This window comes from Actinopolyspora biskrensis (assembly GCF_013408175.1).
Classification (GTDB): domain Bacteria; phylum Actinomycetota; class Actinomycetes; order Mycobacteriales; family Pseudonocardiaceae; genus Actinopolyspora; species Actinopolyspora biskrensis.
This window is the reverse complement of sequence record NZ_JACBYW010000002.1, coordinates 347445-359077: the sequence shown is the minus strand read 5'-3', so window position 1 is coordinate 359077 and position 11633 is coordinate 347445. Positions and strand designations below refer to the sequence as shown.

Below are 11633 nucleotides of genomic sequence, written 5' to 3'. Positions count from 1 at the left end.
GGGACGGCTGGGGTTCATGCGGCGTGACCTCCGTGGGGATGCTGGTCACGGGGTCGGGTGGAGTAGGTGGGCAGGCTGGTCAGTTGTCGGGTGGTTTTGACCTGGTACATGTGCGTGTCTGCTTGGCTGAGGAGGTCGCTCACCGGGGTGTGCGCGGGACCGGTGGCCAGGCCGACGCTGCCGAGCACGGTCAGTCGGTGCCCGTCGATCCAGAGCGGTTCGGCCAGGGCGTGGGTGATGGCCTCGGCGCGGGCTTCGGCATGGTCGGTGGTGGGGGTGGTTCCGAGCCAGACGGCGAATTCGTCGCCGTGCAGTCGTACGGCGCGCTCGCCGTGCTGGGTGGTCTCGGCCAGCCGGGTGGCCACGGCGGCCAGCACGCGGTTGCCGGTGTCGTGGCCGTGGGCGTCGTTGATCGCTTTGAACTGGTCGAGGTCGACCAACAGCACGCCGACGAAGCCGCGACGCCAGGGACGCCGTGCGGTGCGGTACAGCGCCGTGCGGTTGCCGAGCCCGGTCAGCGGGTCGGTGTGCAGTCGGGTGCGGTAGCGGCAGGCCAGGGTGGTGGCGGCCGTGGCCCATCCGGCGGTGCCCAGCGTCAGGGCGATGTCTGGCAGCATGGGTATTTCCCTTCCTGTAGGGGTGGGAACCCGGCCAGGCCGTTGCTTGTCAGGCCTGGGCCTGGCCGGGCTGTACAAACCAGCAGGTGGTCAGAACGGGGGTGGCCCGGCTGGCTGCGCCGCGGGCTCACCGGTGGCCGCTTCGCGGGTGGCTTTGCGCACGGCCGCGGTGGCGAACTTCAGGCTGGCCCCGATCTCGGTCACGGCCAGTTCCATGACGGTGCGTTTCTCGCCGTGCTCGGTCTCCCACGAGCGTTGTTTCAGCGCTCCGGTGACCAGCACGCGGTTGCCCTTCGACAGCGATTCGACGACGTGCTCGGCCTCTTGGCGCCAGATCTGGCAGCGCAGGAAGGTGGCCGAAGCGTCTACCCACTGGCCTTGGTCTTTGTCGAATCGCCGGTCGTTGGCCGCCACGGTGAAGTTGGCGACGCACACGCCCGAGTCGAAGTACTTGATCTCAGGGTCGGCGGTCAGTGTTCCGGCCACGGTCACCTCGGGCAGTCCCGGCATGATCGGACTCCTTTCCGTCACCAGTTTGATTACTATGTGTGTATGCATTGGGGTGTGCAGTGCCGCCACCACATCGGGTGTGCATGATCAACTAGGGGATTTCGCGCGCGTGCGCGCGCTCGCGCGTTGGGCCGGGCTGGCGGGGTGTGTGGCTGTGCAGGCTGTGTACACAGCCACCACCGGCTGCTTGGCTACGCGGCGTGTTGCTCGTCGTCGGGGTGTGGGTAGTAGCTGCCAGCCTCGTCGGCGGGTGTGATCACGCCGTCTTCGGCCAGGCGGGCTAGCTCGCGGGAGGACCAGGAGCGGTCGCGGCCGTGCAGCTCGGTGGGCACGTCTTTGGGGCCGAACACGGTGGTTTGCCGGCCGATCCAGTCGTGCAGGTTGGCCCGTGCTTCGGTCAGGCTCGGCCGGGGCTGTGGAAGCGCGGTGGTGTTGGTTTCGGCGGGTAGTTCGGCGTCGGGGTCGACCTCTAGTTCGGGTTCGTGGGGTTCGGGCAGCGCGAGTACGTTCTCGTCGGTGTCGTCTTCGTCGTCGTCTTCGAGTTGGTCGAGCTGTTCGAGATCGGTTTCGACCGAGTCGTGGTTGGCTGGCTCTGCTGTGCGGCTGGGGCTGTGCAGGGGCACGACTGTTCCTCCTTCCTGCTCGGTCGTGTTGTGCTCGCTGGAGTGGTTCTCGTGGTGTGACTTGGTCGGCAGGCCGAGGGTCTTGGCGGTGGAGGCTTCCAACTCGGCGGCGTTGGGGGTGTGTTCGGCGATGTCGACGGCCAGGGCCTCATCTGAGTGGAGGTAGGTACGGCCCGGGGTGGCGAACAGCTCCTCGTCGATGCCGGGGCCTTCCAGGTACAGGCAGCCCGGACGGCGGTTTTGCCACTGCTCGGGCCGCGCCCCGGCCTCCAGAGTTTCGTCGGAGAGGCTGTATCCGGCGTCTTCGGTGGATTTCACTCCGAAGCACAGGGCCGCGCCGAGTTGGGAGCGCACGTCGGTGCTCATCTGCCGGAAGCTGGACTTCTGCTGCGAGATGACCAACGAGATCCCCGCGGATCGGGCTTCCTGGGCGATGGTGTCGAACTGGTCGACGTCCTTGAGCAGCTTGGAGGCCTCCTCGATCCAGAGGACCACATAGGGCATGCCGTGCTGCTCGTACGCGGCCGGTTCCCACTGATCCATGCCCCACTGCCCCAGCTGGGAGGCCCGGTCGGTGATTACCTGCGGGAGCTTTTTGAGCAGTTTCTTGCAGCCCCCGGCGTCGGTGACCAGGTGCGCCGCCGAGTTCTGCAGAAACTGGACCGTTTGGTCGCCTTTGGAGGGATCCAGCACGATCAGTACCGCGTCCCTGCGGGTGAGGATCTCGGCCGCGGCCAGCTTGAACCCTCCGGACTTGCCGGAGCCGTTCATCCCGTTGACCTGCACGTGGGTGGCATTGCGCGAGGTGGACTTGTCACCGGGCAGCCACAGCCGCACCACCTCGGCGTTCTCGTAGACTCCCAACTCGACCGGGTTCAGGATGGACTCGCCCGGGTGGGACGGTCCTGGCCACTGTTGCGGATCCTTGAGCACGTCCTCGGCCACCACGGTCATGGTCGCCTTGGAGGCGTCGTCGGGGTTCTCGGTGATGCGGACCGCTCCCTTGCGCAGCCCCAGCATCGCCGCGATCTTGTCCGAGGCCTTCTGCACGTCCGATACGTCGACCTCTCCGGCGGGAAGCTGCAACGGGCCGGTGACCTTGTTCGGCTGCACCTCCATCTTCCCCGGTTTGACACCGGAGAGTTTGACCTTGTCGAACAGATCCGAGGTGGTGTTCGACGATCCTTCGTCGGAGTCGCCGCCGCGTTTGAGTGCCTTGTGGATGCTCCAGGCCACCGCGACACCACCACCGCCGAATGCCCACAGCTCCAGCAGCGGAGTCTGCCACGGCCCGGCGATGGTGGCCGCGGTGGTCCACGCGGCGGTCACCCCGACCGTGGCGGTGGCGAACTGGCGCACCAGTGCCGCCCGTGCTCGGGAGCAATAGTAGGTCAACCCGGTCAGCCCAGCGCCCAGCAGCGTGAGCCCCGAACTGGCCCAGGGCATCGCCTCGGCCGAGGCGAACCACAGGTGCGCTCCGGCCGCCACCGGCCACAGCGTCAGGCCACCCACCCATTCCGGGGCGTAGGGAGCCAACCGGGAGGCCCAGTGGCCCTTCGGCTTCTGATACCCGAACTCCGAGTTGGTGCCGCCGGTGACCGCAGGGTCACCGCCACGCTTACGCTGACTGGCCATTGTTCGCACGCTCCTTTCCCGATGGCCTCGCGGTCACCGCGATCACTGGCTTACTGGTCGGTGACGTCGAACTGACGGCGTGGCCGCGACTTGGCGTTCGCCTCGGCCAGGTAGTGCTTGCGGAAGGACTGATACGTCCGCGCCAGCGAGGCAGAGGCCACCTCGACCGCCTCGGCCGACTGCCGCAGATGCTTGGCCACGATCCGGGCCCGCACCTTCGAGTCCTGCCCGAACATCTGAGGGTTGCTGCTTTGCACGTCGCGCAGCACCATCTCCAGTTCCTCCGCCGAGACGTGCAACTCGTGATACAGCGGCCGAATCAACTTGCGGCCGTTCTCGCAGTACTCCCGAATCGCCCGCGGCGAGAAGAACTCCGGATCACCCAAGCTGAAACTCTGCTCTGCCATGACAAACCCGCCTTTCTCGAAAAACACCAGGGACTTACCGACCAGACAGCCCGAGCGGCTGCCGAATCTGTGGGGATCCGCCGTAGCGGAGTGGGTTACGCGGCGACCTCGGCCGGTCCGTCGCCCCGGTTCCGGCGCAGTTCTCGTAGCACCCGCTGGGCAGTAGTCGCGCGTACTCCGAGGTGCTGCTGCACCCGGCGTCGGGTCGGGCTCGGTTCCAGCTCGCCGGATGCGATGGCTCGCCGAATCTCGGCCAGGTACTCGGTGGTTCCCGGCTGCGTCTCACTAGCACTCTGCGGGCTCGTTTTCGCTGTTCCCGACGGTTCCACCGCCCCCGTCAGCTCATGGGGCGAGGCGGCCAACCAGTCGGTGATCTCGGTGGCCAACTGCTCGCCCGTGTCGGGTTCTTCGGTCTGGTGGGAACCGCGAGGAACCAGTCCCGGAACCACCGCCGGACGTAGCCGCCGGCCCCACCGGGGCAGGGTGACCACACCGGGTGCGTACCGCAGTCGTACCGAGCCGTCGGTGGACAGTTCGCCGATGGCGTGCCGCACCGCGGCCCGTTCCATGCGAACCGCCCGCCGGTGCGCGATCCGTTGCGTTCGGGCTTGGTCTTTCTCCGCCCGGCTACGACGGGTGCGCATCGGTGCGGCCGTAATCAACTGATGCGCCACAACACCGCCGACCGCGACCAGCGCCATGACCACACCGACGAGCACACTGGAGACGTCGAGACCGTGCAGGAAGTTCAACGTCGCGTTGACCGCGGCGAACGTCCACACCCCGACGTGCAGCCAACCCACCGGGCGTCCTTCCCGACGAGCCAGGTGCACCGCGAACGCGAACGCCCACATCGCGCCCTCGGAAAACAGCGGCAACACCCCGCCGAGCGGGCCGTAGATGTCGACGCCGTAAGCGGCCATCGCCGACCACGCCAGCATCCCCGGTACCACCACGATCAGGCTCATCAACAGCTCGATCTGATGCGAACCCGCCCACTGGGCCACCGTGGCCAGCCACTGCCGACGCTCGTGCCGTCGTTGCCGTGCCCGCTCGGCACGTTCGGCCCGCTGTGCCCGCCGACGCTCGTCCGCTGCCTCAGCCGCAGCACGCTGAGTCTCGGCTCTGGTGGCCTCGGCATCCGCCCGGGCCCGTTCCGCCTCGGCCTTGGCCTCCGTCCGCGCCGCACGCGGGTCCCGATACCGCATCTGCGTCATCGCTGCTCACCTCCCAGACCGACAGGATTTGCCACGTGATCGGCCCTACTGCGGGCCTCGGCCGCTGCTTGCCTGCTCCGCTCGGCTTCCCGGGCGGCAAGTTCGGAGCCTGCGGCGGCCCCGACGTCGTAGTCGGCCGCGATCAGCTCCAACACCCGAGCCTTCTCCCGCAGCCACGCCGCACGCTCGGCCGCCGCGGCGAACGGCTTCGGCATCGTTCCCAACAGCTCCAGCAGCGCCCGGCTCGCTGTGGACAGCCCACTCATCGCCGTTCCTCCTCTCGGAAGCCGGAATGCTTGCGGGAGCGGGTACGTACATCCACCGTTCCCCGCCCCAGGGAGCGCAGCTCACCCACGGTCTGCAGCCACCACAGCCGCACCACCACGAACGTCCACAGGCCACAGAAACCGGCAACGCCGAGGAACCACCCCGACTGCACACCGGTGACCAGCCACGTGGCAGCCACGATCAGCACCGGCAGAAACAGCAGCTTGACCAGCCGCCCCAACACCCGAAACGGAAACGTCGCGATCCGCACCGCCGTCGCCATCACTGCTCACTTCCCCCAGCGGTGTTGGCCCGCTCCGCCCACGCGGCAGCCCACGCGTACAGATCGGCCTCGCTGGACTGCCATCCGATCCCCGGATCGGCCAGGAACTCCCGTCCCGCGCGGACGGCCGTGGCCATATCCGGCGTCGTGATCGGCAACGTCGTCTTGGCGAACACGTGCAGCACGATCCAGCGATCCATCCGCAGCGACACCGCACGAGCGTCCGCGGATGCCTCGACCTCCGGAGTAAGCACCACGGGGCCCTCAAGCACCGACATCGGACGCGGAACCCGATACACCGTGTCGCCCACCTCGACCGGCACTGACATCCCGAAGCTGCCCGAGCTGGTGTGCACCAGCGGCGCCAACGACACCTCGACCTTCATGCCGCCTCACCCCCGGCGAACTCGTCACCGCAGCGACCGGTCTCGCCAGGCACCAGCCACAGCACAGCTCCCGAAGCAGTACGCCGCGCCGGCACGTCCTCCGGAAGGTCCGGTCCCAGCTCCTGCTCGATCATCTCCGCGTAAAACCGCTGGACACGCAGCCTCTCCCACTCCGGCAACGGCGACTCCACCGCCGCGAGCTCCTCGGCCGTCGGTTCCACGACCTCCGGGTGCAGTTGCTCTTCTGCCCGGTCCGGTCGTCCTGGGAAGATCTCCATCGGGTCGGCTCCTCTCGTCTGGCCCGATATCGGTTCCTCGCAGTGGCGGCTGCGGGGAACCCTTTATGTTGAACAGGTACCCAACCTGTTGAGAACAAGTAGGGCACATGCCTTCTTGGGTTGTCAACCCTGTGGCTTGAGCAAGCGCATCGCGTTGACATCTCCAAGGTTGTCGACCTCGGCGGCTTCCCAACACGGGACGAGAGGGGGACCAAAGGGGACGGACTGGCTTGCCTGCCGAGTCCTCCCTTGTGCAGAGTGAGACCGGACGAGTGACTGGAGGGATCCATGGAGGCCACGCCACTGCTGCGTGTGCGACAGGAACTTGGACTCACGAAGCAGCAGGCCATACGAAAACTGAAGCGCTCCGCTGAGGACCTGGGCCAACCTCTGTTCGTCACCGACGAAAGCATCAATCGCCAGATGCGGTATTGGGAGCAGGGTTCTCGTATCGTCCCGGAGCAGTACCACGCACCGTTCTGCGCTGCTTACGGACGCTCTCCCGCTGAACTCGGGTTCACGCCGATCGAATCATCGGACTACGCAGAGACCTCAGCCGAGATAGACGACAGGCTCCGCTTCTCCGAAGTGGATTCCTCGCTTGTCGAGCTTTTCGAGAGCCAAACACAGAACTTCCGATTGCTCGACCGCAGGCTGGGAGCAGAACGGCTTTTTTCTCAGACCAGCAGCCATGTCCATCAGATCGAGGAAATGCTGAAGTACGCAGTTCCCGGAGACGAACGGGATTTGCTGGCCGCTGCTCTGGCCGAGGCTTCGGCTCTCTCGGGCTGGCAAGCTCTGGACATGCGCAATGTGCAGGATGCTTGGCGCATGCACGAACTGGCGAAAACCGGAGCACGCGAGTCGGATAACCCTTCCATCCTCGCCCATGTGACGGCCCAGCAGGCCTACGTCTTGCTGGACTCCGAACGCCCGTCGGAAGCCCTTTCGCTCGTGCAACGAGCCAGATCCAAGGACATCAATCGAGTACATCCTCGAATGCGCAGTTGGCTCGCCGCCGCGGAGGGAGAGATGCGCGCGGCGACCGGTGACTACGCAGGTACGCACAAAGCTCTGGACGAGGCGGAGCGGCTGCTGCCGAAGGAACCCGGGGATAGCGATCCGGAGCTCCCGTTCCTCGCCCTGAACAGCACGCATCTGGCCCGCTGGCGGGGACACTGCCTGGCGCGCCTCGGAGCGGATGAAGCGGTCAACGACCTGAACTCCGCGCTGGGCGATTTGGCCGGAGGCGATTTCCGACGTGCGGAAGCCGGTATGCGTGTGGACCTCGCGTTGGCCCTGAAAGCCCGCGGCGAGGAAGACGAAGCGCGCAAACATGCGAAACGCGCTGAGGAGCTGGCCGGGAACACCGGATCAGCTCGACAGCGCGCTCGTATCGAGAAGCTGCAGAATTAGGGATTCACCCGGGGTTGAAAGCCAAGTAGTGCAACACCGCGACCAACGTTCCGGAGTTGACGATCTGACCGACTGAGACCAGGTTCCGCAGCTCACTGACTGGAACCCACTGGAACTTCCCCTCGTCCAGTTCCACAACGCCGCCAACCGCCTCGACGCCCCGAGCGAGATAGACGTGGTGCGGATTGGTGACGGTCCCGATCATCGGTTCGAACGTCACGAGGTGTTCGATCGAACGGGCGCGGTATCCCGTTTCCTCTTCGAGCTCGCGCACTGCTGTCTCGGACGCGGGTTCGTCATCGTTGAGCAGCCCGCCGGGAAGTTCGTAGTTCCACACGTTCGACACGAACCGATGGCGGTACGAGAGCAAGACGTGACTCTCGTCCTCGTCCAGCACGAGGACCATCGCAGCCGGCGGAAGCCACACCTTGTGGTGCTCGAAGCGCTCCCCGGACGGCACAGTGATGTCGGCCATGTCCAGGCGAACCCACTCGCTGTCGTAGATCGTCCGTTCCCCGTGTACGAGCCATTCACCGCTTTTGCCCGGCTGCTCCATCGGAATGCTTCCCACCGATCTGCCGCTGTGCGGCCACATCACTTGTCCGGCTGGGCCACGAAGGCACCAGCCCCGTGCCGAATGACGATCGTGCCTTCGTCTGCCAGTAAGCGATAGGCCCGGCGGACCGTATTCCGCGAGACACCGTGTTGTTTGGCCAACCGTGCCTCGCCGGGAAGCGGCATCTCAGATCGAAACTCCCCGGCTGCTATCCGCTCTCGGAACTCAGCGGCCAATCGCTCGTACGCAGTCGTGGCGTCACCGGGCGATGCGGGCTCCCCTACGACTCGACGGCCATGACCGGGCAACACCTCGACAAACCCGGACTCCTCCAGGACCTCGAGCGCGGAGCGAACCGTGTTCCGAGCCACCGAGTGCTCACCGGCCAGACTCGACTCTGACGGCAGCAGAGCTCCAGGAGCGTAGTGTCCTGACTTGATCTGCCGCTCCAGCTCCGCCGCGATCACGCGGTACGTTCCACGGTCAGCCACGCTCGCCCCTCACTAGCGTCTGTTCCTTCCCTGGAAACATTATGCTTCCATGCATGCATAACGCTCATGCGTGCACGCATGGGACTTGAGGACGCACCAACAGCTTGTCTTCCCTCCGTGCCCGTGTCCACGTCCGGTGCACCGGATCCTCGGGAGCGTAACGGCTCAGGATCTCGTCCATACGCTCGTCGTAGCCGAAGCGTTCACCGGCCGGGCCGGTGGTCAGATCGGCAGCGACGAGCAGCGGCGAATCCTCGAACGGGAACTCGGCCAGCTCGGCCGACAACCCGCGCTCCTCCGCCTCGAAACGGGCACCGGAGCGACGAGCCACGAGGTTAACGACCGTCTCCGGTCAACCTTGCTCGTACAGGTAGCCGGGCACCGTCGAGCGGGTGAAACAGCGTGTGCCCGATCTCAGGGGCGTAGCCGATGTCGTGCAGCCACGCGGCGACCACGAGCGTTGCCCGCTCGTTGGGAGCCACAGCGTGCCGCAGCTCCTCGGCACGGTTCGCGACAGGTCGTTAGTTACCCCTTCTGTTGGGTAACCCCTCGTATTTCCGATCTTACATGCGTAGCCACCAAAAACCAGCTTTAATCACTATTATTTCCATTCGAAATCCCAGTACATCCCCCGATCATTTGTAAGTGCCCGAAAGGAAGCAAGCCCTAAGTTACGTTTACATGATTCTACAGCGAGAGAGTATATATCCTTGTCATGAGAGTACATTCTCCAGGTTTGCGGATGACCTTCACTGAGAGGCAGTGACGATAGATCTGGCCCTGTTAACACTATAGGAAGAACGGGACTATTAGGATTAGCCTCTGAAACTAGGTAAGCGGAGTTATTGCAAAACTCACGAAGCGCCTCTATTTCCTGTTCCGTAAAATTTTCATGAAAAGAGGCAGCCAGGACAAGGCATTCAATATTACTCTCCTTGAGGTCGCGCTGCATTCTACCCAAATTAGCCAGATCACGTGCCGTAATGTCATCACGATAACTCTTCGCTTCCCCAATTAGCAAAGCGGGGTTTCCTCGATCTGAAACAAACATCGCAATGTCTATTTCAAGCGGATTTTTTTGCTTCTCAACTTCAACCCCAAGGAGGTTATGGTAACTACTGAAAGGATGATGAAATTCTGCCAAAGTGGAAATAGCAGCCATCACAGGCAATGTCTCTTGCAACTGTGCACTTGGGATCTTTCCAGCAAGGCGATATAGCCAACCGGAATTGCTTTTCTTTTGTGTCCCCAAAGCCAACCCAAGCGGAAAAGTCTCGCGACAAAAGTCACAAACTATGTCGCTACTTAGTTCATCAGGATTCAATGTAGCTTGCGTCGTACATCTAGGACAAGAAACCGGAAGAACTGGTCTGAGTATTCGCTTATCAAGCAAACTATATACTATGTCGGTCGGATACCTCTCGATCATACTCTCGTTTGCGATCGTGGACGGCCAGTCACCACGGTAATTCTTGGCACTTTGGATAAGGGCTGCGATCGGCTTTCCTTTTGGAGTCCGAGCGGCATCATCAAGGACGGCACGAACCCCTGGCTGGTTCGCTGCATTGGATTCTACTCCCCCCAAAATGTCTATCAAACGGGAAGCAAATTTACCATTGTCTGTTTGAGCACTGCTCCACCCGACACTCTCAAATACAGTGCTGAATATATTTTCAATTTTCAGTCCAGTCAACTGAATATCTTGAGTCCCGATATGGACACCTTCAGCTCGACCTCCCATTGCAGGCCGCGAAAATACATCTGGCCCTTCCAAGTCCCTAGGTATAATCCTCGACATACTGCGTATATTCGGAACGCTGTAAGTTATTCGTGGATCAACGTCTTGCTCGGATGAGATACTAATTTGAGCGGCGGCAACTCTATACTGTTCCAATAGTTCATCTTTGTTGTCGAACACAAACGGCGTATTTATGGGCGCCTTGAACTTCATATTTCGTTTTTGAACTGACACCGAAAAAGATGATTCAAAATTGGTACTCAAAGGATGATAACTACCTTGCCACCCAAATACTTCCGGCGAACATTCCACCGCATCAATACTTTTCCCGACCTCCGATAGAACATCGTGTACTTCAAAATTTTCCTCTTTATAAATACGACTTGACCAAACAAAAACCTCTTCCGATCGACTATTAACCCAATTTCTGAGCGCCCCCATAATCCTACTGCTGTAACGCTTAGGCAAGGGAAATACATCATGCCCCGATGCTCTCGTGTTCCAATACTCCATCAAGTCCGATGGATTATCTGGATCTACGACATAAATTCCAGACTGCACTGGCATAGAATTATTGTAAACACTGCGGGACGTGTATCTAATTGGAGAATTGTCACGCCCTTCTACATGTCGCCCCAACTTCTCCTCTATTTGTAACACGCTAGCATTTCTCTGAAATTTATCTCTGTATTTTTGATGAAATTCGGATTCTCCAAATTCGCCAAACCATGCAGAAAAAAGCATGGCAAGTGGGTCCGACTCTTCCCACTCAGGAATAAACTTTCGACTCATTTCCGTTTGGAGGTCAGGCCAATATGGGGTTGCTAGCTGTTTAATATAATTATCTTGCTCCTTAAGGTTAATCGGCCCTGATTGGTTCCTTCCTAGCCATGTAAAGCCTATTTCTTCACAAATATTATTCGTTGCTTCATAATTGTCGAGTGGATACAAGGCGTCAACGTCTAGTGTTTTTGCAACACGGGAAGCCAATTCAGGCGATTCAGATGATATAAGTGGGCAGTAGATTCCACCCCAAGCTATTGTGAGGCATCTTATTGTGGATCTGAGTATCTCCATGTCCGGCCAAAACACAAAACCTATTCGGGCAGGTCGGAGTTGAATATTTCCGGTTATTGCTCCTGTATTGTCCATTTCAACCTCCCAAATGAGCATTTACTACAAAGTGGTAACTGTTCCGGTTAGTAAGGT

The 11633-nt window shown here is 61.7% G+C and carries 14 protein-coding genes; 1 reads left to right on the top strand and 13 read right to left on the bottom strand.

The annotated features are described in order from the left end of the window. Positions 1–14: 14 nt before the first annotated feature. From FHR84_RS07340 to FHR84_RS07300, 9 genes are all read right to left on the bottom strand, one after another. Positions 15–617: a GGDEF domain-containing protein gene (locus FHR84_RS07340; RefSeq protein ID WP_179534702.1), complete on the bottom strand. Its 603-nt coding sequence runs from the start codon at positions 615–617 to the stop codon at positions 15–17. A 90-nt stretch (positions 618–707) separates the two neighbouring features. After that, positions 708–1127 carry a single-stranded DNA-binding protein gene (gene ssb, locus FHR84_RS07335; RefSeq protein WP_179534701.1) on the bottom strand — a complete coding sequence of 140 codons (420 nt, stop codon included), beginning with the start codon at positions 1125–1127 and terminating at the stop codon, positions 708–710. Positions 1128–1318: 191 nt separating this feature from the next. Further along, on the bottom strand, positions 1319–3385 hold the full coding sequence (gene traB, locus FHR84_RS07330) for a plasmid transfer protein TraB (protein ID WP_179534700.1): 2067 nt from the start codon (positions 3383–3385) through the stop codon (positions 1319–1321). A 50-nt stretch (positions 3386–3435) separates the two neighbouring features. After that, positions 3436–3792, bottom strand: a complete 357-nt coding sequence (gene traA, locus FHR84_RS07325; protein ID WP_017974398.1) for a plasmid transfer protein TraA — start codon at positions 3790–3792, stop codon at positions 3436–3438. 95 nt (positions 3793–3887) lie between these two features. Beyond that, positions 3888–5009: a DUF2637 domain-containing protein gene (locus FHR84_RS07320; RefSeq protein WP_179534699.1), complete on the bottom strand. Its 1122-nt coding sequence runs from the start codon at positions 5007–5009 to the stop codon at positions 3888–3890. Next, positions 5006–5275 (bottom strand): hypothetical protein, encoded by a 270-nt coding sequence (locus tag FHR84_RS07315; protein ID WP_179534698.1) that lies wholly within the window; start codon positions 5273–5275, stop codon positions 5006–5008. The genes FHR84_RS07320 and FHR84_RS07315 overlap by 4 nt, the downstream gene beginning before the upstream one ends. Continuing rightward, positions 5272–5559 carry a hypothetical protein gene (locus tag FHR84_RS07310; RefSeq protein ID WP_179534697.1) on the bottom strand — a complete coding sequence of 96 codons (288 nt, stop codon included), beginning with the start codon at positions 5557–5559 and terminating at the stop codon, positions 5272–5274. The genes FHR84_RS07315 and FHR84_RS07310 overlap by 4 nt, the downstream gene beginning before the upstream one ends. Beyond that, positions 5559–5945, bottom strand: coding sequence for a hypothetical protein (locus FHR84_RS07305; protein ID WP_179534696.1), 387 nt, complete (start codon positions 5943–5945; stop codon positions 5559–5561). Before FHR84_RS07305 ends, FHR84_RS07310 begins: the two co-directional genes overlap by 1 nt. Next, on the bottom strand, positions 5942–6223 hold the full coding sequence (locus FHR84_RS07300; RefSeq protein ID WP_179534695.1) for a hypothetical protein: 282 nt from the start codon (positions 6221–6223) through the stop codon (positions 5942–5944). The genes FHR84_RS07305 and FHR84_RS07300 overlap by 4 nt, the downstream gene beginning before the upstream one ends. 288 nt (positions 6224–6511) lie before the next feature. Between FHR84_RS07300 and FHR84_RS07295 the strand changes: the two genes are divergently transcribed. Next, on the top strand, positions 6512–7639 hold the full coding sequence (locus FHR84_RS07295; protein ID WP_179534694.1) for an NsdA family TPR-like regulatory protein: 1128 nt from the start codon (positions 6512–6514) through the stop codon (positions 7637–7639). A gap of 4 nt (positions 7640–7643) precedes the next feature. On the opposite strand, the gene FHR84_RS07290 is transcribed toward FHR84_RS07295, so the two are convergent. The 4 genes from FHR84_RS07290 to FHR84_RS07275 form a co-directional block, all read right to left on the bottom strand. Further along, on the bottom strand, positions 7644–8234 hold the full coding sequence (locus FHR84_RS07290; RefSeq protein WP_179534693.1) for an NUDIX hydrolase: 591 nt from the start codon (positions 8232–8234) through the stop codon (positions 7644–7646). After that, positions 8234–8662, bottom strand: a complete 429-nt coding sequence (locus tag FHR84_RS23495) for a winged helix-turn-helix domain-containing protein (protein ID WP_179534692.1) — start codon at positions 8660–8662, stop codon at positions 8234–8236. Before FHR84_RS23495 ends, FHR84_RS07290 begins: the two co-directional genes overlap by 1 nt. 88 nt (positions 8663–8750) lie before the next feature. After that, entirely contained in the window at positions 8751–9017 is a 267-nt protein-coding gene (locus FHR84_RS23490; RefSeq protein WP_246300312.1) for a hypothetical protein, read from the bottom strand. Positions 9018–9287: 270 nt separating this feature from the next. Continuing rightward, positions 9288–11576, bottom strand: a complete 2289-nt coding sequence (locus FHR84_RS07275; protein ID WP_179534691.1) for a hypothetical protein — start codon at positions 11574–11576, stop codon at positions 9288–9290. Positions 11577–11633 lie beyond the last annotated feature (57 nt).

Bases quoted from the DNA above. Each gene is read 5' to 3' on its own strand.
- FHR84_RS07340 (WP_179534702.1), bottom strand. From the start codon at position 617: ATGCTGCCAGACATCGCCCTGACGCTGGGCACCGCCGGATGGGCCACG.
- ssb (WP_179534701.1), bottom strand. From the start codon at position 1,127: ATGCCGGGACTGCCCGAGGTGACCGTGGCCGGAACACTGACCGCCGAC.
- traB (WP_179534700.1), bottom strand. From the start codon at position 3,385: ATGGCCAGTCAGCGTAAGCGTGGCGGTGACCCTGCGGTCACCGGCGGC.
- traA (WP_017974398.1), bottom strand. From the start codon at position 3,792: ATGGCAGAGCAGAGTTTCAGCTTGGGTGATCCGGAGTTCTTCTCGCCG.
- FHR84_RS07320 (WP_179534699.1), bottom strand. From the start codon at position 5,009: ATGACGCAGATGCGGTATCGGGACCCGCGTGCGGCGCGGACGGAGGCC.
- FHR84_RS07315 (WP_179534698.1), bottom strand. From the start codon at position 5,275: ATGAGTGGGCTGTCCACAGCGAGCCGGGCGCTGCTGGAGCTGTTGGGA.
- FHR84_RS07310 (WP_179534697.1), bottom strand. From the start codon at position 5,559: ATGGCGACGGCGGTGCGGATCGCGACGTTTCCGTTTCGGGTGTTGGGG.
- FHR84_RS07305 (WP_179534696.1), bottom strand. From the start codon at position 5,945: ATGAAGGTCGAGGTGTCGTTGGCGCCGCTGGTGCACACCAGCTCGGGC.
- FHR84_RS07300 (WP_179534695.1), bottom strand. From the start codon at position 6,223: ATGGAGATCTTCCCAGGACGACCGGACCGGGCAGAAGAGCAACTGCAC.
- FHR84_RS07295 (WP_179534694.1), top strand. From the start codon at position 6,512: ATGGAGGCCACGCCACTGCTGCGTGTGCGACAGGAACTTGGACTCACG.
- FHR84_RS07290 (WP_179534693.1), bottom strand. From the start codon at position 8,234: ATGTGGCCGCACAGCGGCAGATCGGTGGGAAGCATTCCGATGGAGCAG.
- FHR84_RS07275 (WP_179534691.1), bottom strand. From the start codon at position 11,576: ATGGACAATACAGGAGCAATAACCGGAAATATTCAACTCCGACCTGCC.